This window comes from Burkholderia sp. AU28863 (assembly GCF_002223195.1).
Lineage (GTDB): Bacteria > Pseudomonadota > Gammaproteobacteria > Burkholderiales > Burkholderiaceae > Burkholderia > Burkholderia sola.
In genome coordinates this window covers 872,869-893,902 of sequence record NZ_NKFE01000008.1, presented here as the reverse complement: position 1 = coordinate 893,902, position 21,034 = coordinate 872,869, and the positions used below count along the sequence as shown (strand labels likewise).

Genomic DNA, 21,034 nt, shown 5'->3' with positions numbered 1-21,034 from the left:
GTCACGCGTCGCCGTCGAGAGAGAACGTCGCGTCCGGCGCGAACGCGACATCGGCGATCGCGTAATAGCCGTTCAGCGCGAGCGAGCAGACGGCCGCGCGGCGCGGCGTGTCGCCGTCGCGGTGCGCGAGCAGCACCGACAGCCACGGGTCGCTGCCGAACGCATGACCGAACATGCCGTGGCCGTCCGGCAGCAGCGGCGTCTTGCCGACCGACGCGAGCAGCGCGCGCCGCGACGTGGCCGGAAAGAACGGCAGCGCCGCGTGCAGGCCCGGGCGCGCCGCGCAGAACGCGCGGATGTCGCGTCCGAGCCGCACGACCGCGTTGGACGGCGGCGCGGCGTCGGCGATCACCGACTGCGCCGGTTCGCGGCCGACGTCGACGAGCAGCGTGCAGACGCCGAAGCCCGAGCGCCCCCATGCGGGATTGCCGTGCCAGTACGTATAGCCGTGCACGTCGATGTCGACGATCTGCAGCAGCAGCGTGCGCGGCCCGGTTTCTGCCGCGGTCGCGAGCGTACGCCGCAGCACGTAGCCCCAGCCCGCGCATTCGTACGAGCAGGTCATCCAGTCGGGCGTGTAGTCGTTGGCGCCGGCGAGCGCCTGCGCGAACACGCGATGCTGCGGCGAATCGTTCATCAGCAGCATCGACAGGATCGTCGAGCTGACCACGTAGTCGTCCGCGCCGACCGCGCCGCACAGCCGCTCGCGCTCGGCGCACGCGAGCGTGCCGATCGCGTGCGCCGTGTCGTCCAGCGGCACGGCCACGCCGTCGCGCGACGGCGCGACGCGCCGGTACGCGAGCGCCTGCACGGTCAGCGCAGTCGCCGGGGCCGGCTCGACGGCGGCGGCCGCCACGGGGGCAAGGGGCGCGAGCATCGCCGTATCAGGCCGCGTGCTGCTGGCTGCGCAGTTGCGCGTCGAGCTGCTGCAGCGTCGTGTACTGCGTGATGTTCAACGCTTCCGGATCGATCGAACCGTAAAGCTGTTCGCAGAACACGATCAGCTCGACGATGTTCAGCGAATCGATGCCGAGTTCGCCGATGCCGGCGTCCGTGTCGACGGTTTCGACGTTGAGGATCTTCGCGACTTCGCGGGACAGGATGTCGAGCGCGTCGGCCGGAACGTTCTGGGTCGTCATGAGGGGAGCTCCTGGAGTTGGGTTGAATGGATCGGGATCGATCGGCCTGTCGCGTGGATCAACTGCCGGCTTCGCAGCGCAGGCTCTTGCGAAGCTCGTGATAACAACGGTACGAACTGCCTTCCATCTTCGAAAACGCCAGCAGGTCGCGCTGGTCGTCGAATAGCGCCACCTTGCCGTCGCGCACGAGCGCGCTCAGGAACTCGTTCGACAGCAGCTTGATCGCGAGCACGCGCTGCACCTTGCCGAAGCTGTAGTGCGCGTCGTCGGTCTGGCTGCGCGCGGCGTCCGCGATGAAGCGGTGCACGGCGCGCGCATCGGCGTCGAGCTCGACGCGGCCGGCCCGTTCGAGCCAGCCGACGTGCGCCATCAGCGCGCGGACGAAGTACGGCCGCACGACGGTCAGGTATTTGTTGAAGACGGTCGGGCCGCCGATTCGCAGCCGATCCTCGGCGGCGACGCGCACCTGGCCGCCGACGTTCGCGAGCTGCAGGTTGCCCGCGAGAAACGGCGCGCCGCAGGTCGTGCGTTTCAGTTTTCGGTACTCGTCGGGCCACACGAGATAGGCAGCCGGAAACATCACACCCGGCAAGCGCGCGGCGACGACGGCCATGCAGTCGCGATGCGCCTCGATGCCCCACACCTTGTCGACCGTGAGCGCGAGCCCGTTGTCGTCGCTGCGTACGACGGTGCGCCAGGCGGCCAGCGTCGGGCCGCCGCCGTCGCTCATCAGGAACGCGAAGTTGTGGCCGGCGTCGATGCAATCGCATGCGCGGCGGTTCTGGTCGTCGGAGAAGAACAGACCGAACATGATGCGGATGAACGCGCGCATGAACGGCTTGAACAGATAATGAAATCCTTCGCTGCCGATCTGCTCGAGCAGCGCTTCGGTGAGCGGCGCTTCGTCGTGCCGCAGCGGCGTCGACGCGGACGCGTCGGGCAGCACGTCCGGCGTGGCGGCGCGCAGCGCGATGACCATCTCGCTGTCGAGCAGCCGCACGGCGGAGGCTTCGACGAGCCGGGCCGCCGCGCGCGGCGGCGTACCGATCGCGTCGAGGTGGCGCAGTACCGGATACGCGGCCTGGTCGGCCACGCGCAGCAGCAGCGGCGGTGCGATCGGGGCGGGAGCGGAAAGCGTGGACATGGCAGGGTTCCTGTCAGAAACGCACGCGCACGGCGGCGTCGATGCGGGTGCCGAGGCCGACCATCCGGTACTCGGACTGGCTGTCGGAGAAAGCGTGGGTAAGCGCGACATCGACGCTCACGCGTGTGTTCACGTCGGCGACGACCTGCGCGATCGCGAGCAGGCCCTTGTCCTGCGGCGAATAGACGCCGCGCAGCGAATACTCGACGCGGCCGACCTTCTTGCCGAGCCGCGCGAACAGGTAGTCGCGCAGGTTGCCGTCGACGCTCACGAAGTTGGCCGTGCCGCCGAGGCCGGCCAGCGCGGCGCCGGGCGCGACGGGCAGCAGCGCGTTGTTCGCCTGCGCCGCGCCGACCATCCGGCGCCACTGGCTCGCGTCGTAACGCGCTTCGTCGTGCGACCACTCGACGATCAGCGACAGGTTGCCGGGCAGGGCGCTTTGCATGCCGAGCGCGCTGCGCCACATGTACTGGCGATCGTTGCGGCGATCGACGGCGTCGTACGCGGCCGCCGAATCGAGCGGCGTGCCGTTCGCGATGAAGGCGGGCAGCGGCCGCGTCGTGCCGCGTTCGAGCCATGCGCTCGCGTAGACGGTGTTCGAGCGCGCGACGTCGAACGACAGCGTCGCGCCCGCGCCGCCGCGGCCCGCGTGACGGCCCGCGAGCAGCGCGGCCGAGCCGCCCGACCCGTTGTACGCGCCGCGCACGAGTTGCGTCGCGCCTTCGACGTCGCGGTTGTCGACGTCGTTGCGCAGCGTGCGGTTCTCGCCGGCGATGAACTGCAGCGTGGTCTGTTCGCCGGCCCATTTCGCTTCGACGAGCGGCGTGCCTTCGACGTCACCGTAGCGATCGTAGATGTCGGCCGTCGCCGCGCGTTTCTGGAAGAAGCCGAGCGGAAAGAACGCCTGCGACGTGTCGAGCGTGTCGATCCGCTTGCCGGCCGTCAGCGTGATGCCGTTGTCGAACGCGTAGCGCACGCCGGCCTCGTTGAAGCGGCTCGCCTGCGCGCCGAGCGAATGGTTGCTGGCGACGACGCGCGCGTTGACGAACAGGTTCTCGCCGTCGATGCGTGCTAGCAGCCCGGCTTCCTGCTGATTGCGCGGCGAGTCGCCGATCAGGCGGCCGAGCAGCGCGCGGCCGTCCATGCTGTCGATGGAGCGCGCGTAGCCGATACCGTTGAGCGTGCCGAGCTGATCCATCAGCGATTCTCCGTGCGCGAGCGTGCAGCCGAGCGCGAGCGGGATGGCGAGCGCGACACCGGGCCAGCCGCGGCGGGCGCGATCGGGCGATGAACGGCGGAGGTCACGATGAGCGTCGGCATCGGCGTCGTACTCACTGGCCATCGGCGAGCGTGTCGGGATTGAACCAGCCCGACGGAATCTTGCGCGGCTGGCCGTCGAGGATGTCGACGACGCTCGCCCGCTGCTTCTCGACCTCGTTGCGATACGTGATCTTGCGGATCACCTTGCGGCCGTTCGCGTCGACCGGCGCCGAGAAGTCGGCGCTGCGAAACAGCAGGCCGCTCGCCAGGAAGAACTGCGCGCGCACCGGCACGTCGGTATCGGGCGTGACCCACAGCTTGATCGTCGGGTACACGTTGTCGGGATCGGTCGCGGTCAGGTCGAGCTCGGTGGCCGGCTTGCCGGCGATCGGCGTGGTGCCCGGCGCGACCGTCGCGCGATAGCTGTCCGCCCAATGCGTGCGCGTGATGTCGCTGATCACGACTTCGCCCTGAAGCCGCTGCATTCCGTTGATGCGCACCGCGCTGCGCGTGTTCGGCACGTAGAACCAATGCCCGCGCGTCGTCGCGAGGTACTTCTGGCCGTCGTTCTCGCCGCTGCGCGTCAGCGCGAGCGTGTCGCCGTTGCCGCGCGTGTAGACGAGATAGCGCGTCGCGTCGCCGGACTGTCCGCCGACCTCGTTGGTGATCCGGATGTTCGTCTGCGTATCGGCGGCCGTGCTGCGGTATGCGTCGGCACGGGCGAGCATGGTCTGGGCCGTCGGCGCGTCGGCCGCGTGCGCGGCGAGCGACGCGCACGCGACGAACGCGGCGAACGTAAGGCGAATGCGGTTCATGGGGCGAGTCCTTCGAGGATGTTGCGTTTCGCGAGCCCGAGCGTCGCGAGCAGCGCCGCGGCCACGCCGAGCACGACGAACGCGGCTTCGACGGCGGCCACGGCGACGGGCGACACGGTGAATTCGAGCAGGATCGGCTTCACGCGGCCGGGCGGTGCGGGCAGGTGGATCTGCGCGTGATTGAGCGCGACCATCGTCAGCAGCGCGAGCGCGATGCCGGCGGCCGCGCCGAGCAGGCCGAGCAGCGCGGTTTCCTGGACCAGCACGCCGCGCACCGTCGCGGCCGGCACGCCGAGCGCGCGCAGCGTCGAGATCTCGCGGCGCCGCTCGACGATGCTCATCAAAATCCAGTTGCTCATCGACAGCAGGATCGTCACGCAGAGAATCGCGCCGAACACCGAGAACTGGTTCCTGTACAGCGCGACGACCTGGTGATAGAGCGACACGAGCTGATCCCAGGTCCGCACGTCGAGCGTCGGCAGCGCGGCGCGCAGCGTCGCGGCGGCGGCCGTCGTGCCGGCGGTGTCCTTGAGGAACACCGCGATGCGCGACGCGCGGTCGGTGCGCAGCAGCGCCTGCGCGGCCGTGAACGTCACGTCGACGATCCGTTCGTCGACGTCCTTGTTGCCGGTGCTCATCACGCCGACGATCTGCGCGTCGGTCGCGTTGATGCCGCCGTGCGCGGTCGACGCCATCAACTGCACGACCGAGCCGACGTGCACGCCGAGCTTGCGCGCGAGTTCGGCGCCGACGACGACTTCGGTCCCCGCGTTCGTCGGCGACAGATAGCGGCCCGACAGTACCGTGTGATAGTCGAAGAAGCCGGGCGGCTCGCGATTCGGCTCGATCCCTTCGCCGACGAAGCCGTAGCTGAGATCGCCGTTCGATACGAGCCCGTCGAAGTCGATGCCGCGCGCGGTGGTTGCGACGCCGGGCAGCTTTGCGATCGCCCGCGTGGCGGCAGCCTGTTCGTCGGCGGTCAGCCCGTATTGCAGCGGTCGTTCGCCGATCAGGTCGAGATAGCCGTGATGCAGCACCTGTACGTGGCCGACGCCGCTGTCGATCGACCCTTCGCGCACCGCGTCGAACGTCGCGATCACGTAGCCGAGCGCGAGGCTCGACGCGAACGCGGCGACGCCGATCATCGCCATCGTCAGCACGGTGCGGCGCCGGTTGCGCCAGAGGTTACGCCACGCAAACGTCGACCAGTTCACGATTCACTCCCGGTACGCCGTCGCGCATCTCGATGCGACGCGGCAGGTGCGCGCACAGACGATCGTCGTGCGACGCAATCAGAAAGGCGGTGCCCAGCGTGCGGTTGGTGTCGAGGATCAACTCGGCGACCGCCCGCGCATTGATGCTGTCGAGGCTCGCGGTCGGCTCGTCCGCGATCACGATCGCCGGCTCCTTGGCGAGCGCGCGGGCCAGCGCGACGCGCTGCTGTTCGCCGCCGGACAGCTCGCCGGGGCGGTGCCGTTCGCGCGCGGCGAGCCCCACCGCGTCGAGCATCGCGCGGGCGCGTTCGCGCCGCGTGCGCGGCGTGCCCCACGCGAAGCAGCCGAGCTCGACGTTCTCGAGCGCGGACATCACGGGTATCAGGTTGAATTGCTGGAACACGAAACCGATGCGTTCGCGGCGAATCCGTTCGAGCGTGTCCGGCGCGTCGTCGATGCGGTGGCCTTCGAGCCAGCGTTCGCCGCTCGTCGGCACGTCGAGAAAGCCGGCGAGGTTGAGCAGCGTGCTTTTGCCGCTGCCCGACGGACCGACGAGCGCGACGACGTCGCGCCGCCCGATCGAGATCGTCGCGTCGCGCACCGCGACGACGCTGCCCGCGCCTTCGTATACGCGCGTGACGTCGCGCAGCTCGAGCACGGGGGCCAGCGACGCGGCCGTCATGCGAATGCTCCGTGGCCGGCTTCGACGGCGGCCGGCGCGGGAATCACCGGCAACGCGCCGTTCGCATAGAGATCGCGACACTTCAGGCGTTGCAGCTTGCCGCTCGTCGTGCGCGGCAGCGAGCCGGGTTCGACGAAACACAGATCCTGCGCGGCGAAGCCGATGCGCGACGCGAGCAACTGCTGGCACTCGGTGCGCGTTTGCGGCGTCGCGTCGACGGGCCGCGCCTCGATCGCGACGACCAGCCGCTCGGTGCCGGTTTCGGGATCGGGCAGCCCGAATGCGATGCACGTGCTCTTGCGCAGCGCGCTGTGCGACGCCAGCGCTTCCTCGATCTCGTGCGGAAAATAGTTGCTGCCGCGAATGATGATGACTTCCTTCTTGCGGCCGAGGATATGCAGCTGGCCGTCCGCGACGTAGCCGATGTCGCCGGTGCGGAACCAGCCGTCGGCCGTCAGCGGCGCGGCGATCGTGCCGTCGTCGGGGTTCAGGTAGCCGAGCATCACCGACGTGCCGCGGATCGCGACTTCGCCGACCGCGCGGTTCGGCAGCGCGTGGTCGCCGTCGTCGAGGATGCGGAACGCCATCCCGTCGATTGGCGTGCCCATCGCGAGCACCGTTTCGGTTTCCGTATCGCGGCCGTCGTTCGCGGCGGCCGGCTGCGCGTCGCGGCGCTCGATCAGCGCGCGCCGGTCGAGCGTGTCGGCGATCACGTACGGCGCGCCGTCGACCGCGCCTTCGTGCCACGCGCGATGCATCGATACCGCGAGTGTCGATTCGGCCATCCCGTAGCACGGCTGCAGCGCCGATGCCGCCAGGCCGTACGGCGCGAATGTCGCGGCGAAATCGCGCAGCGTCGCGTCGTCCACGCGTTCGCCGCCGATGAAGATGTTGCGGCACGCGGACAGATCGACGCCGTCCATCGCGGCGGCGTTGAAGCGGCGCACGCAGTAGCGCAGCGCGAAGGTCGGCACCGACGTCGTCGTCGCGCGCGCCGATGCGATGCGCTTCAACCAGCCGAGCGGATTCCGGATGAAGCTGTTCGGCTGCATCATCAATAGCGGCGCGCGGTAATGCAGGTTCGACAGCAGCGTGAGCAGGCCCATGTCGTGATAGAGCGGCAGCCATGACGCGGTGCCGTCGCCGGCCGCGATATCGAAGCGCACCGAGCCGCCGATGCCGAGCACGTTGGCGATCACGTTCTCGTGGCTGAGCACCGCAGCCTTCGGATGCGACGTCGAACCGGACGTAAGCTGGACATGATGCGGATCGTGGCCGCTCTTCGCGCTGATCAGCGCGCGCGCGCCGGCGTCGGCGGCGCTCGACAGCGTCGCGAGATCGGCCACGCGCGTGGAGGCCGCCGGAAACGCGTCGTCGCGCCAGGCCGCAGCCTCCGCATCGGCGGCGACGACGATGCGCGGCCGGTACAGCTCGCACGCGACGTCGACCACCTGCCGTCCGGCCGCTGCGCGCCGTGCAGGAACGGGCACGGTGCAGGGCAGCGCACCCGTCATCACGCAGGCCATCATCGCGGTCGCATGTTCGACCGACGCGGGGAGCGCAAGCATCACCAGATCGTTCTCGCGCACACCGAGCTCGCGCAGCGCGCCGGCCTGGCGAAACACCTCTTCCGCGAAGCGTCGGTACGTGATGGCGGCTTCGTTGCCCGCGTCGTCGACGAACGTCATGCGATGCGTGGCGCCCGCCACGTCCTCGAGCGATTCGATCAGGCGATGAATGGTCGATGCGTACTTCGTCACGAGGATTCTCCCGTTGCGGAACACGGCCGCTCGCGCCACGGTGCCGGCGGCGCCGTTCGTCGAGTGAGGTGGATTCTTGCCGGATCGATCCGCCGCGACAAACGGAATCTATGCAGGCTATGCATGAGCGGAGCGCATCCACTCGGGCCAGTGCAAGTTCGTGATCAGCGTGAACCGTGAGCACGCGCCAGGTGACTGGTCTATCTCATTCGACCGGTCGTCTAGTTCACGATGTGGTGCGCTCATGCGCAGGCGTCATGCAATGCGTTCGGAAAATTCGTTTGTCCGAAGCATCGACTCACAGAAGAATTGCATCCCGGCAGCGCGCCAGCGCCGCCGCGTCATCGTGCCGGGCAGGGCCCGGCTCAAGGAGAGCGTCTTGTCCGTCACCTCATCGCTGGTCGCCCGCACGAAATCGGTTGCAGACATGAAGAGCCGCCCGAGCGGCGTGGTCTTCTCGCTGAAGCTGGCGGTGTACGTCGCGCTCATCGCGCACGGGATGATGTTCGCGCTGTCGGCGCTCGTGATCCTGAAGATCGTCGGCATCCTGATGATCGGTGCGATGTATGCGCACGGCGTCGAGCTGCAGCACCAGGCGCTGCATTACCAGGGGTTCCGCAGCAAGCGCCTGAATATGGTGTTCGGCGTGCTGCTCGGCATGCCGATGCTCGTGTCGTTCCACGCCTACCAGGACAGCCACCTGCGCCATCACCGGCTGCTCGGCACGCCGGCGAACAAGGAGTTCTTCGACTACGGCGACCAGTACGGCGCACGCCCCGTCGTCAATGTCGGGCTGTGGGCGTGGCGGCTGTCGATGGCCGCGCACTATATCCAGTTCGCGAAGAACGTCGCGAAGCTCGTCGTGCCGGGCGCGCGCTTCGGCGACAACGCGCTCGTGTCGCGTGCGATCCGCCGCGACTACCTGCTGATGGCGGCGACGATCGCGCTGCTGGCCGCGCTGTCGTTCGCGCTGCACACGTGGTGCGTCGTCTGGGTGTGGGTCGTGCCGCTCGTGTGCGTCGCGGCGCCCGTGCATGCGCTGGTCGAGATGCCCGAGCACTACCGCTGTGACCTGACGAGCACCGATCCGTTCCGCAATACGCGGACGATCGAGAGCAACGCGTTCATGACATGGTTCACGAACGGCAACAACTATCACGTCGAGCACCACATGATGCCGAACCTGCCGATCGAGCGATTGCACGATCTGCATGGCGCGATCGCGCCGCGCATCCGCTATTACCACCGCACGTATCGGCAGTTCTATTACGCGTTGCTGCGCGGCCGGCTGACGCCGCGCTCGGTGGACGACGATCGGGACGATCGCGAGCCGGAGGCCGAAGCGGCTGCGCCGGCGTCCACGCAATCGGCGTGACCGCCGGTGCCGAATGCGTTGCAATGACGGTGACGACGATGCTCTATCCGGAACTTTTCAGATCGCTCGAAGCGGTTCGCTGGAACATGGAGCAGGACATTCCGTGGAACCGGTTCGATGCCGCGTTGCTCACCGACGAGCAGGCCGAGACGATCAGGATGAACGCGATCACCGAATGGTCGGCGCTGCCCGCGACGGAGATGTTCCTGCGCGACAACCGGCACGACAGCGATTTTTCCGCGTTCATGAGCGTGTGGTTCTTCGAGGAACAGAAGCATTCGCTCGTGCTGATGGAATACCTGCGCCGCTTCAGGCCGCGGAGGGTGCCGACCGAAGCGGAACTGCACGCCGTGCGTTTCGAGTTCGATCCGGCGCCGCCGCTCGAGACGCTGATGCTGCACTTCTGCGGCGAGATCCGCCTGAACCACTGGTACCGCTGCGCGGCCGACTGGCACACCGAGCCCGTCATCAAGCAGATCTACGAAACGATTTCGCGCGACGAAGCGCGTCATGGTGGCGCCTACCTGCGCTATATGAAGAAGGCGCTGAACGACCACGGCGACGTCGCCCGTGCCGCATTCGCGAAGATCGGCGTGCTGATGGCGTCGGCGCGTCGCACCGAGAAGCCGCTGCACCCGACCAATCTGCACGTGAACCAGGCGCTGTTCCCGCGCGACACCGTGCAGTCGCGCCTGCCGGATCCGGAATGGCTCGAGCGCTGGCTCGACGAGCAGATCCGTTTCGACGGCGAGTGGGAGAAGAAGGTCGTCGAGCGGATCCTGCACAACCTGTCGATCCTGTTCGAGCGCACGTTCGCGACCGCGCAGGAACTGAACCGCTATCGTCGCGAAGTGGCCGCGCGGACGAATGCCGCGGTGGGTCGCCCGTAGCGGATCGACGCGCCCAGTTGTCGCGTTGCGCAGGGCGGAATCCGGCCGATATGCGAACGCCATGCACGCCGACCGACGAATTAATCATTTCCGGACATAATCGGCGCATCAGTTGCTTGAAATTGCATGGCGGCTTTGAATTTCATCCGTTTAGTAAATTCATGTAAACACCGGATTCGGGATTTAAACGGCATTTTCCGTGTATGTTGCTGACCGTTTGCCTTTCGCAATCCGGGAAATAGAATTAAAAGTCGGGTAGTTGAAATTGAATTGTAGGAATCGGATGTTACACCTGCTTCTACGGCGCAACCGGTGCGATAGCGTCGTGCTTTGGCGGTAATTCCATGTTTTTGCGGGGATTTATCGACTGTCTTGGCGGTGCTGGATTCGTTCGCCCATTAATTTACAAAATCACTACCGAATAATGTTTATGTAAGCATATCGATGCGATGAAAATCGATAGATAAATACAGATGTCACGATTGAAAATAAGAATGATGTGCATCCATGCTTCAATATAAAATCGTTTCCGAATCCAAATGGGAGAGACGATTCACGGAGACGAACGGCGACTTGTGTGTCGATGGGTGCAACTTTGAGGCGGCGGTATGGCTAATGTGAGATTGGCAAAGCGATTGAGAAGTCTGCCTTCGCTGGATTTCCTGAGAGGCTTCGAATGCGCGGCGCGCCATTTGAGCTTCACGCGGGCGGGGCAGGAACTGAACGTCACGCAATCGGCCGTGAGTCGGCAGGTCAAGGCGCTCGAAGAGCAGCTCCGGATCGAGCTGTTCCATCGGCACATTCGTTCGTTGACGCTGACCGACAAGGGGCGAGAACTGTACGACGCGATCTCGTTCGCGTTGTCCGACCTGGAGTCGGTGGTCGGCAAGCTGTCGTCGAGTGTCGGCCAGCGCGCCATCTCGTTGTCGACCACCGTCTCGTTCGCCGCGCTGTGGCTGATTCCACGCCTCGGTTCGTTCCGCGCGAGTTATCCGGACATCGACGTGCGCGTGTCGGCCACGAGCGAAATCGAAGATCTCAAACGCAAACGTTTGCACCTGGCCGTGCGCTATGCAGGCCCGTATACGTCGACCGACGATACGGACGTGCTGTTTCGCGAGCGTGTCGTCGCGGTGTGCAGCCCGAGCCTGGTGGCGGCGGGCGACGCCGCGTCGATGAAGCCGGCCGACCTCGACAAGCACGTGCTGCTGCACCTCGACGACCCGCGCGGCGAATGGCCGTGGCACGGCTGGAGCCATTTGCTGAAGGAACTCGGCGTGCCGCGACTGCGGCCGGCCGGCGCGCTGCACTTCAGCCAGTACGATCAACTGGTCCAGGCCGCGGTCGACGGCCACGGTATCGCGATCGGCAGGCGGCCGCTGGTCGACGGGCTGCTGAAGCAGGGGCGGCTCGTCGAGCTGTTCCCGTACTGCACCGTTGCATCGGGCAGCTACGTGCTGGTGCAGAACCCCGATGCGTGCAACGAATTCGATATTGCGGTGCTGACCAACTGGCTGCTCGAACAAGCGTGTCATTCGCTCGAGGCGGAGCCGGGCATCGGCGGCAGCAACGTGCTGCCGATGTATCGCGTCGGATAGCGCGGCGCGGCGCATGCGCCGTGCGCGGCGTCATGCGCAGCAACTGCAACCTGTGCGATGATGCGCCGCTTCGCGTTCGTTGCAGAACGCCGCCGACCGCGGCGCCCGTTTCCGGGCCCCCGCCGCGTCCTCACATCCGGAGACAGCATGCCCGCACACAGCATTCACGGCAGTACCCTGCACTACCTCGATCACGGCGCCGGTTTTCCGGTGCTGCTCGGGCACAGTTATCTATGGGACGCGACGATGTGGGCGCCGCAAATCGACGCACTGTCGCGCCGGTATCGCGTGATCGTGCCGGATCTTTGGGGGCATGGCGAATCGGGCGCGCTGCCGGACGGCACGCACACGCTCGACGATCTCGCCGCGCACGCGAGCGCGCTGCTCGACGCGCTGGAGATCGAACAGTGCGCGATCGTCGGACTCAGCGTCGGTGGCATGTGGGGCGCGCGGCTCGCGTTGCGCGAGCCGCAGCGCGTGCGCTCGCTCGTGATCATGGATGCGTCGCTCGAGGCCGAACCCGATGCGACGCGCATCCGCTACTTCGCGATGCTCGACGCGATCGAGGCCGCGGGCCGCATCGCGCCGCCGCTGCTCGACGCGATCGTGCCGCTGTTCTTCCGGCCGGACGTCAATCTCGACGACCCGGTGCCGACGGCGTTTCGCGATGCGCTCGCGAACCTGCCGGCCGACCGGCTGCGGCAATCGATCGCGCCGCTCGGCCGGCTGATCTTCGGCCGGCCCGATACGCTCGCGACACTCGCCGAACTCGATGCCGCACGCACGCTGCTGATGTGCGGCGCGGGCGACATGGCGCGTCCGCCGTCGGAAACCGTGAAGATGGCGAGCGTGATCGGTTGCGCGCATGCGCTGGTGCCCGACGCCGGCCATATCTCGAACCTGGAAAATCCCGCGTTCGTCACGCGCACGCTGCTCGACTGGTTCGACGCGCAGCAACTGCCGTCGAACTGACGATCGCGCGAGTGGCGGCGCCCGCGCAAGCCGCGCGGCGTCGCACCGGCCCGCGTTACGCGCGCTCGCTGACCGCCGTGAACTTGCGGTTGCGCACCGGTGCTTCGTCGGCGCCGCCGCGCACGAGGCTCAGCGCTTCCGCGCGGCTCGCGACGCACGGCCCGGAGCCCGGCAGCGGCTGGCGCGCGGTCTCGCGCAGCGCGAGCACCGATACGATGCCGATGAACGACGCGCCCATCAGGTAGTACGCGGGCATCATCAGATCGCCGGTGCGATCGACCAGCCACGCGGTGACGAGCGGCGTCGTGCCGCCGAACAGCGACACCGACACGTTGAAGCCGATCGCGAGCGCGCCGTAGCGGATCCGCGTGGGGAAGAGGGCGGGCAGCGCCGACGGCATCACGCCCGTGAACGTCGACAGCAGGATGCCGTAGATCAGCATCCCGCCGAAGATCGGCAACATGCCGCCGGTGCGGATCAGCATCAACGCGGGCACCGACAGCACGAGCAGGCCCACGCAGCCGGCCATCATCACCGGCTTGCGGCCGACCTTGTCGGACAGGCGGCCGGCGTACAGCGTCATCGGCATCATCAGCACCATCACGAGCAGCACCATGAAGAGGCCCTGGGATTCGCGCACGTGCAGCGTCGCCGACAGGTAGCTCGGCAGGTACGACAGCGCCATGTAGTCGGTCACGTTGAAGATCAGCACGAGGCCGACGCACTGCAGCAGCGGCTTCCACTGTTCGACGAGCAGCGTCGCGAAGCGCTGCTTCGGCCGCGCGCGCTCGTCCGCTTCGCGTGCTTCGGCTTCCTTCTGGAAGGCCGGCGTTTCCTCGAGCTTGAGCCGCACGTAGAGGCCGACGAGGCCGAGCGGGCCGGCGATGAAGAACGGCACGCGCCAGCCCCATGACAGCAGCGCTTCCTGCGACAGCGTGGCCGTCAGCAGCGCGACCGTGGCCGCGCCGAGCGTATAGCCGATCAGCGTGCCGAATTCGAGGAAGCTGCCCATGAAGCCGCGGCGCTTGTCGGTCGAGAACTCGGCGATGAAGGTCGCCGCGCCGCCGTATTCGCCGCCGGTCGAAAAGCCCTGCACGAGGCGCGCGACGAGCAGCAGGATCGGGGCCATGATGCCGATCGACGCGTAGCTCGGGATCAGCCCGATCGCGAAGGTGCCGACGGCCATCATGATCATCGTCGCGGCGAGTACGCGCTGGCGGCCGATGCGGTCGCCAAGCGGGCCGAACACCATGCCGCCGAGCGGGCGCACGAGGAACGCGGCCGCGAACGTGCCGAAGGTCGCGAGCAACTGCGCGGACGGGCTGCTGGACGGGAAGAACACCTTGCCGAGCGTGACGGCGATATAGCTGTAGACGCCGAAGTCGAACCATTCCATCGCGTTGCCGAACGCCATCGCGCCGACCGCGCGCTTGAGGACGGCAGGGTCGACGATCGTGATGTCATCCAGCTTGACGGACTGGCGCGAAGACCGGGCTTTCGCGGGGTGCGCTTGCGACGAACTCAATGATCTCTCCTGGAATGGCCTTGGCGGCGCGACCGGCGGGAATGCAGCGGGGGCGTGCGGGCCGGCGGACAGCGAAGGCGGATAGCTCGGGGATGCCTCGATGCCGGTGGCGTGACGCGCGCGGCGGACAGCACCGGGCAGGTGTGTTGTGCGAACCAGTTTAGAGAAACGGGCGCGAGCGGCTATCGGTCATGCGCCCGGAACCCGGTGGTAAACGACACGCGGGGAAGCGGTGCCGATTTCGCCCCGGCGGGCGGACGCGCGGCGTGCACGGTCATCTGGCCGCGCGCCGGCTCGCGGATACCAGCAACGCGACGAACGCCGCTTCATCCGCGCGCAGGCCGCGCGGCGTGCGCCGCACCGCGAGCGCGGCGAGCGTGCCCGCCTCGAACGCGTCGAGCACGGCCGGATGGATGTAGCAGCGCCGGCACACGGCCGGCGTATTGCGCAGCAGGTCGGCCACCGCGCGCACGGTCTCGACGATCTGCTTGCGCGCGTGCGTGACGCCGCGATGCTCGATGCGCCGCAGCAAACCGAGCGCGTGCACGCTGCCGGCCCAGGTCCGGTAATCCTTCGCGGTGAAATCGGCGCCGCCGGCCTCGCGCAGGTAGTCGTTCACGTCGGACGACCCGACCGGATGGCGTACGCCGTCGTCGTCCACATACTGGAACAACTCGTGCCCGGGCAGCTCCGCGCAGCGTCGCACGATCCGTGCGACCCGCGCGTCGTCGACCGTCACGTCGTGCTCGATTCCGCTCTTGCCGGCGAAGCGCAGCCGCACCTGGCCGGGCTGGATCTTCAAATGGCGCTTGCGCAGCGTCGTCAGCCCGTACGAGCCGTTTTCGCGCGCATATTCCGCGTTGCCGATCCGCGCGAGCGTCGTATCGAGCAAGCGGACGATCGTCGCGACGACCTTGTCGCGCGGCATGCCCGGCAGCGCCAGATCGCGCGTGACGCGTGCGCGGATGCGCGGCAGCGCCCGCGCGAACGCGGCCATCCGCGCGTACTTGTTCGCGTCGCGGGTTTCGCGCCACTGCGGATGATAGCGATACTGCTTGCGGCCGCGCGCGTCGCGACCCGTCGCCTGCAGATGACCGCGCGGGTCCATGCAGATCCACACGTCGGTGTACGCGGGGGGAATCGCCAGCGCGTCGATGCGAGCGATTTCGTCGGCATCGCGCAGCCGCGCGCCGTCCGGCCCGTAGTACGCGAAGCCGTTGCGCAGCCGGCGGCGCGTGTAGCCGGGCTGGCGGTCGTCGACATGGCGCAGCGCCACGACGGCGCTCGAAGCGGGCCGCTTCATGTCGCGACGCGCCGGCCGGCGGCGGCGGTGCGCGGCGACCCGCGCTCACGGGCAGCGATCATGCTTGTCTCCTTGGGTTCGCGTGAAGGGCGGGCGTGTGACATGGGGTGCGAACAGCCATTGCCAGGGAGCAAGAACCGTGCGCCGCGCCGCCCGGCCTTGCTCGCATGCTTAGGTGTTTATACGCATGCCGATTCCGGCATCGCCCCAATCCAATATTTCATTGGAAGGTTATCGGACTTGTTCCTACACTGATGCGGGGCCTGTATACCGCGCCGGCACGACACGCCGGCCGGCGCAGCCCGATCCGCGCCAGCGCCACGCAGAAACACAACAGCGCCGCGGCACACAACGACATCATCGGAGACGGACCATGACATTCATCAGGAAGCTGGCGGCCGGCGCGATCGTCGCCGCGGCGACGGTGCTGGCAGGCGGCGCGCACGCGCAGCAAAAGCCGATCACGCTCGGGTTCTCGCAGGTCGGCGCGGAAAGCGCATGGCGCACCGCGAACACCGTATCGGTGAAGAGCGCGGCGAAGGACGCCGGCATCAACCTGAAGTTTTCCGACGCACAGCAGAAACAGGAGAACCAGATTCGCGCGATCCGCTCGTTCATCGCGCAGAAGGTCGACGTGATCGCATTCTCGCCGGTCGTCGAATCGGGCTGGGAGCCGGTGCTGACCGAAGCGAAAGCCGCGCATATCCCGGTGATCCTGACCGACCGCGGCGTCGACGTGAAGGACCCATCGCTGTACGTGACGATGATCGGCTCCGACTTCCTCGAGGAAGGGCGGCGCGCGGGCCACTGGCTCGAAGAGCGCTACAAGAATGACGCCGGCCCGATCAACATCGTCGAGCTGCAGGGCACGGTCGGCTCCGCGCCGGCCAACGACCGCCGCGCCGGCCTGCTCGAAGTGATCAAGAACAATCCGAAATTCAAGGTGATCGCATCGCAGAGCGGCGACTTCACGCTCGCCGGCGGCAAGCAGGTGATGGAAGCGTTCGCGAAGACCTACGGCAAGCAGATCAACGTCGTCTACGCGCACAACGACGACATGGCGCTCGGCGCGATCCAGGCGATGGAAGAGGCCGGCATCAAGCCCGGCAAGGACGTGAGCGTCGTGTCGTTCGATGCGACCAAGGGCGGCTTCCAGGCGATGGTCGCGGGCAAGATCAACGTCGACGTCGAATGCAGCCCGCTGCTCGGCCCGCAATTGATGACCGCGGTGAAGGACGTGGTCGCCGGCAAGCAGTTGCCCAAGCGCATCGTGACCAACGAGACGGTGTTCCCGATGAACGTCGCGGCGCAGGTGCTGCCGACCCGCAAGTACTGACCTGTCCGCCCGGGCGGCGGCCTCGCGGCCACCGCCCGGCGACGCTTCGAGGGAGGATGCATGCAGAGTCCGCCGGTGGTCGAGATGATCGGCATCGACAAGTCGTTTCCGGGCGTCAGCGCGCTGCAGCGCGTGGACTTCCGGCTGTTTCCGGGCGAGATCCACGCGCTGATGGGCCAGAACGGCGCGGGCAAGTCGACGCTGATCAACGTGCTCACCGGCGTGCATGCGCACGATGCGGGCGAGATTCGCGTCGGCGGCGAGCCGGTGAATTTCGCCGCGCCGCGCGAGGCCGAGGCGGCCGGGATCCAGACGCTCTACCAGGAAGTGAACCTGTGCGCGAACCTGTCGGTCGCGGAGAACATCTTCGCGGGCCGGCAGCCGATGCGGCGCGGCGCGATCGACTGGAAGACGATCCACGCACGCGCGCGCGACGCGCTCGCCGAACTCGACCTCGCGCTCGACGTCACGCGTTCGCTCGATTCGTATCCGATCGCGGTGCAGCAGATGGTCGCGATCGCGCGGGCGGTGTCGGTCGACGCGCGCGTGCTGATTCTCGACGAGCCGACGTCGAGCCTCGACGACGGCGAGGTCGCGCGGCTGTTCGACGTGCTGCGCCGGCTGAAGGCGTCGGGCATCGCGATCCTGTTCGTCACGCATTTTCTCGAGCAGACCTATGCGGTGTCCGACCGGATCACCGTGATGCGCAACGGCGAGCGCGAAGGCGAGTACCTCGCGCGCGACCTGCCGGTCGACGTGCTGGTCGCGAAGATGACTGGCCGCGAGCGCATGTCCGACACGTTGCAGGCCGGCGCCGCCGCGGTCGAGCGCACCGCCGCGGCCGATGCGCCGTTCCTGTCGATGCAGCAGGTCGGCCGGCGCGGGATGATGAGCGCGCTCGATCTCGACGTGCGCCCCGGCGAGATCGTCGGGCTGGCCGGGCTGCTCGGCTCGGGTCGCACCGAAACCGCGCAACTGGCGTTCGCCGCCGCGCGCCCCGATACCGGCGCGATCGAGATCGACGGCGCGCGCAAGCGGCTCGCGTCGCCGCACGACGCGGTGCGCAACGGCATCGCGTACTGCCCGGAGGACCGCAAGAAGGAAGGCATCGTCGCGGCGCTGTCGATCCGCGAGAACATCGTGCTCGCGCTGCAGGCGCGGCGCGGCTGGTGGCGGCTGATCGGTCGGGCGCGCCAGCGCGAGATCGCCGACACGTATATCGCCCGGCTCGGCATCAAGGCGCGCGACGCGGAGCAGCCGATCGGGCTGCTGTCGGGCGGCAACCAGCAGAAGGTGCTGCTCGCGCGCTGGCTCGCGACGGACCCGAAGCTGCTGATTCTCGACGAGCCGACGCGCGGCATCGACGTCGCCGCGAAGTTCGACATCATGGAGCGCGTGCTCGCGCTGTGCGCGCAGGGGCTCGCGATCCTGTTCATCTCGTCGGAGATCGGCGAGGTCGTGCGCGTGAGCCACCGGATCGCGGTGCTGCGCGACCGCCGCAAGGTCGCGGAACTGAGCGGCGCCGATGCGTCGGAGGAGCAGGTTTACCGGTTGATCGCGGGAGGCCAGTCATGACGTGGCTACGCACGCTGTTTCGTCATTCGCTCGCGTGGCCGGTGCTGACGCTCGCGCTGCTGTTCGCGCTGGACGTCGCGCATCGTCCGGGCTTCCTGTCGATCGCGCTGCTCGACGGCCATCTGTTCGGCGCGCCGATCGACATCCTGAACCGCGCGGCGCCGCTCGTGATCGTGTCGCTCGGCATGACCCTCGTGATCGCGACGCGCGGGATCGACATTTCGGTCGGCGCGATCGTCGCGATCGCCGGCGCGGCGGCCGCGACCGTGCTCGAGGCGGACCCGTCGCAAGTCGGCACGGCGCTGGCCGCCGCGCTCGGCGTCGGGCTGCTGGCCGGCGCGTGGAACGGGCTGCTCGTCGCCTTCGTCGGAATGCAGCCGATCATCGCGACGCTGATCTTGATGGTGGCCGGGCGCGGCATCGCGCAACTGTTGACGGGCGGCCAGATCATCCCGATCGGCGCGCCCGGCTACCTCGCCCTTGGCGGCGGCTATCTCGCGACCGTGCCGTGCGCGGTGTGGATCGCGCTTGCGACGATCGGCGCGATCGCGCTGCTGGTGAACCGCACGGCGCTCGGGCTGTTCATTCGCGCGATCGGCGTGAACCCGGTCGCGACGCGGCTCGTCGGGCTGCGCTCGGGCGCGATCGTGTTCGGCGTGTATCTGTGCTCGGGCGTGATGTCCGCGCTCGCGGGCATTCTCGCGAGCTCGAACGTGCGCAGCGCCGACGGCAACAACGCGGGCCTGCTGCTCGAACTCGACGCGATCCTCGCCGTCACGCTCGGCGGCACGTCGCTGCTCGGCGGCCGCTTCAGCCTCGCCGGCTCGGTGCTCGGCGCGCTGATCATCCAGACGCTCACCTACACGACCTATTCGATCGGCGTGCCGCCGGAGGCGACGCTCGTCGTCAAGGCGGTCGTCGTGATCGTCGTGACGCTGATCCAGTCGGACGCGGCGCGCGCGCTGCTCGTGCGGCATGCGTCGCGGCTGCTGCCTTCCGCGCGATCGCGCGCCACCACCACCGGAGCGACGCCGCGATGACCCGTTTTCTTGGCCGCCTCGCCGATCCGCGCACGCTGCCGATCGTCGTGACGATCGTGCTGTTCGCCGTGCTGTTCGGCTTCGGGTCCGTGATGTACACGGGCTTTTTCTCGATGCAGGTGCTGACCGGGCTGCTCGTCGACAACGCGTTCCTGCTGATCGTCGCGATCGGGATGACGTTCGTGATCGTGTCGGGCGGCATCGACCTGTCGGTCGGCTCGGTCGTTGCACTGACAACGATCTTCTGCGCGGTCGGCGCCGAACGGCTGCACTGGCCCGTGTGGGTGATCGTGCCGCTGGTGCTCGCGTTCGGTGCGCTGTACGGCGCGGCGATGGGCGCGCTGATCCACTACTTCCGGCTGCAGCCGTTCATCGTCACGCTCGCCGGGATGTTTCTCGCGCGCGGCGCGTGCTTCCTGATCACGACGCAGTCGATCACGATCAACGCGCCGGCGTTCCATGCGATCGCGGGCATCAGCGTGCCGCTAGGCGGCGGCATGCTGAGCGCCGGTGCGCTGATCGCGCTCGCGACGCTGGCCGTCGCGATCTACGTCGCGCATTTCACGCGCTTCGGCCGCAACGTGTATGCGGTTGGCGGCAACGAGCGCTCGGCGCTGCTGATGGGCTTGCCGGTCGCGCGCACGAAGATCGGCGTCTATGCGCTGAGCGGCTTCTGTTCGGCGCTCGGCGGCGTGGTGTTCACGCTGTACGTGCTGTCGGGCTACGGGCTGCAGGCGCAGGGGATGGAGCTCGACGCGATCGCCGCGACCGTGATCGGCGGCACGCTGCTCACGGGCGGCGTGGGTTACGTGATCGGCTCGGTGTTCGGCGTCGGCATCCTTGGCACGATCCAGGTGCTGATCACGTTCGACGGCACGCTGAGTTCGTGGTGGACGCGGATCGTGATCGGCGCGCTGCTGTGCGTGTTCTGCGTGCTGCAGCGGGTCATCGAGCGGCACGCGACGCGGCGCCGCACCGGCGGCACCGGGCTCGGTGCGCGGCGGCCGACGCAGGCCGCCGCCGCCGCGCGGCCGGCGCCGCCCGAAGAGGACATCGCGCTGGTATCGACGATGCGGCGGTCGTAGTTCGACCGCCCCCCCTTGCGCGAGGAGAACATGATGAAGCGCGATGATCTGACAACGGGCATGGCCGATGCGCTGGCCGTCGAGCATGGCCGTCGGCCGCTGCTCGACCTGGGCGACGCGCGCGATTGCCGGATCGTGGCCGACGCGCTGCGGGTGCTGCTGCGCGAGCGCTCGGAAGCGCTGGCGTTCGCGATGCGCGTGGCCGACGAGCATGGCCGCCCGCGCCCGGATGCCGGCGAATTCGGCTTGACCGACATCATTCGGCTGGCCCGCGTGGTCGAGCGGGCCGATCGGCAGCGTGAGGGAACCGCGGTGGAATGA

General features: G+C 68.0%; 19 protein-coding genes. 9 read left to right on the top strand and 10 right to left on the bottom strand.

The window, feature by feature from the left end:
* Nucleotide 1: 1 nt before the first annotated feature.
* Genes CFB81_RS33820 through CFB81_RS33785 form a run of 8 tightly spaced genes read right to left on the bottom strand, consistent with a single transcriptional unit; the run spans nucleotide 2 to nucleotide 8,014 of the window.
* On the bottom strand, nucleotides 2–877 hold the full coding sequence (locus CFB81_RS33820; protein ID WP_089438027.1) for a hypothetical protein: 876 nt from the start codon (nucleotides 875–877) through the stop codon (nucleotides 2–4).
* 7 nt (nucleotides 878–884) lie between these two features.
* Complete coding sequence (locus CFB81_RS33815) at nucleotides 885–1,139, bottom strand: acyl carrier protein (RefSeq protein WP_006481176.1); 255 nt, start codon at nucleotides 1,137–1,139, stop codon at nucleotides 885–887.
* A 58-nt stretch (nucleotides 1,140–1,197) separates the two neighbouring features.
* Nucleotides 1,198–2,283: a hypothetical protein gene (locus tag CFB81_RS33810; protein WP_089438026.1), complete on the bottom strand. Its 1,086-nt coding sequence runs from the start codon at nucleotides 2,281–2,283 to the stop codon at nucleotides 1,198–1,200.
* Nucleotides 2,284–2,296: 13 nt separating this feature from the next.
* Entirely contained in the window at nucleotides 2,297–3,625 is a 1,329-nt protein-coding gene (locus CFB81_RS33805) for a hypothetical protein (RefSeq protein ID WP_089438025.1), read from the bottom strand.
* Nucleotides 3,615–4,358: an outer membrane lipoprotein-sorting protein gene (locus tag CFB81_RS33800; protein ID WP_089438024.1), complete on the bottom strand. Its 744-nt coding sequence runs from the start codon at nucleotides 4,356–4,358 to the stop codon at nucleotides 3,615–3,617. The genes CFB81_RS33805 and CFB81_RS33800 overlap by 11 nt, the downstream gene beginning before the upstream one ends.
* On the bottom strand, nucleotides 4,355–5,572 hold the full coding sequence (locus CFB81_RS33795) for an ABC transporter permease (RefSeq protein ID WP_069619844.1): 1,218 nt from the start codon (nucleotides 5,570–5,572) through the stop codon (nucleotides 4,355–4,357). Before CFB81_RS33795 ends, CFB81_RS33800 begins: the two co-directional genes overlap by 4 nt.
* Nucleotides 5,544–6,254: an ABC transporter ATP-binding protein gene (locus tag CFB81_RS33790; protein ID WP_089438023.1), complete on the bottom strand. Its 711-nt coding sequence runs from the start codon at nucleotides 6,252–6,254 to the stop codon at nucleotides 5,544–5,546. Before CFB81_RS33790 ends, CFB81_RS33795 begins: the two co-directional genes overlap by 29 nt.
* Nucleotides 6,251–8,014: a fatty acyl-AMP ligase gene (locus CFB81_RS33785; protein WP_256976422.1), complete on the bottom strand. Its 1,764-nt coding sequence runs from the start codon at nucleotides 8,012–8,014 to the stop codon at nucleotides 6,251–6,253. The genes CFB81_RS33790 and CFB81_RS33785 overlap by 4 nt, the downstream gene beginning before the upstream one ends.
* 427 nt (nucleotides 8,015–8,441) lie before the next feature.
* On the opposite strand from CFB81_RS33785, the gene CFB81_RS33775 reads away from it, so the two are divergent.
* The 4 genes from CFB81_RS33775 (at nucleotide 8,442) to CFB81_RS33760 (ending at nucleotide 12,849) form a co-directional block, all read left to right on the top strand.
* A complete protein-coding gene (locus tag CFB81_RS33775) occupies nucleotides 8,442–9,389 on the top strand; it encodes a fatty acid desaturase (RefSeq protein ID WP_089438021.1) in 948 nt (315 codons plus the stop codon).
* A 29-nt stretch (nucleotides 9,390–9,418) separates the two neighbouring features.
* Nucleotides 9,419–10,279 (top strand): ferritin, encoded by an 861-nt coding sequence (locus CFB81_RS33770; RefSeq protein ID WP_069620104.1) that lies wholly within the window; start codon nucleotides 9,419–9,421, stop codon nucleotides 10,277–10,279.
* 608 nt (nucleotides 10,280–10,887) lie between these two features.
* Complete coding sequence (locus CFB81_RS33765; RefSeq protein WP_069619848.1) at nucleotides 10,888–11,877, top strand: LysR substrate-binding domain-containing protein; 990 nt, start codon at nucleotides 10,888–10,890, stop codon at nucleotides 11,875–11,877.
* Nucleotides 11,878–12,024: 147 nt separating this feature from the next.
* Nucleotides 12,025–12,849: an alpha/beta fold hydrolase gene (locus CFB81_RS33760; RefSeq protein ID WP_069619849.1), complete on the top strand. Its 825-nt coding sequence runs from the start codon at nucleotides 12,025–12,027 to the stop codon at nucleotides 12,847–12,849.
* Between the two features lie 55 nt (nucleotides 12,850–12,904).
* Here the strand turns inward: CFB81_RS33760 and proP are convergent, their stop codons facing one another.
* Nucleotides 12,905–14,374 (bottom strand): glycine betaine/L-proline transporter ProP, encoded by a 1,470-nt coding sequence (proP, locus tag CFB81_RS33755; protein ID WP_069619850.1) that lies wholly within the window; start codon nucleotides 14,372–14,374, stop codon nucleotides 12,905–12,907.
* Nucleotides 14,375–14,648: 274 nt separating this feature from the next.
* Nucleotides 14,649–15,677, bottom strand: coding sequence for a DNA topoisomerase IB (locus CFB81_RS33750; protein WP_089438020.1), 1,029 nt, complete (start codon nucleotides 15,675–15,677; stop codon nucleotides 14,649–14,651).
* 373 nt (nucleotides 15,678–16,050) lie between these two features.
* Between CFB81_RS33750 and CFB81_RS33745 the strand changes: the two genes are divergently transcribed.
* From CFB81_RS33745 to CFB81_RS33725, 5 genes are read left to right on the top strand one after another with little or no spacing between them, the layout of a single operon-like run.
* Nucleotides 16,051–17,013, top strand: coding sequence for an ABC transporter substrate-binding protein (locus tag CFB81_RS33745; RefSeq protein ID WP_006482235.1), 963 nt, complete (start codon nucleotides 16,051–16,053; stop codon nucleotides 17,011–17,013).
* Nucleotides 17,014–17,073: 60 nt separating this feature from the next.
* Complete coding sequence (locus tag CFB81_RS33740) at nucleotides 17,074–18,588, top strand: sugar ABC transporter ATP-binding protein (protein ID WP_089438019.1); 1,515 nt, start codon at nucleotides 17,074–17,076, stop codon at nucleotides 18,586–18,588.
* Entirely contained in the window at nucleotides 18,585–19,628 is a 1,044-nt protein-coding gene (locus CFB81_RS33735; RefSeq protein WP_069619853.1) for an ABC transporter permease, read from the top strand. Before CFB81_RS33740 ends, CFB81_RS33735 begins: the two co-directional genes overlap by 4 nt.
* Nucleotides 19,625–20,713 carry a galactofuranose ABC transporter, permease protein YjfF gene (gene yjfF, locus CFB81_RS33730; protein WP_089438018.1) on the top strand — a complete coding sequence of 363 codons (1,089 nt, stop codon included), beginning with the start codon at nucleotides 19,625–19,627 and terminating at the stop codon, nucleotides 20,711–20,713. The genes CFB81_RS33735 and yjfF overlap by 4 nt, the downstream gene beginning before the upstream one ends.
* A 33-nt stretch (nucleotides 20,714–20,746) precedes the next feature.
* Nucleotides 20,747–21,034 carry a hypothetical protein gene (locus CFB81_RS33725; protein WP_069620105.1) on the top strand — a complete coding sequence of 96 codons (288 nt, stop codon included), beginning with the start codon at nucleotides 20,747–20,749 and terminating at the stop codon, nucleotides 21,032–21,034.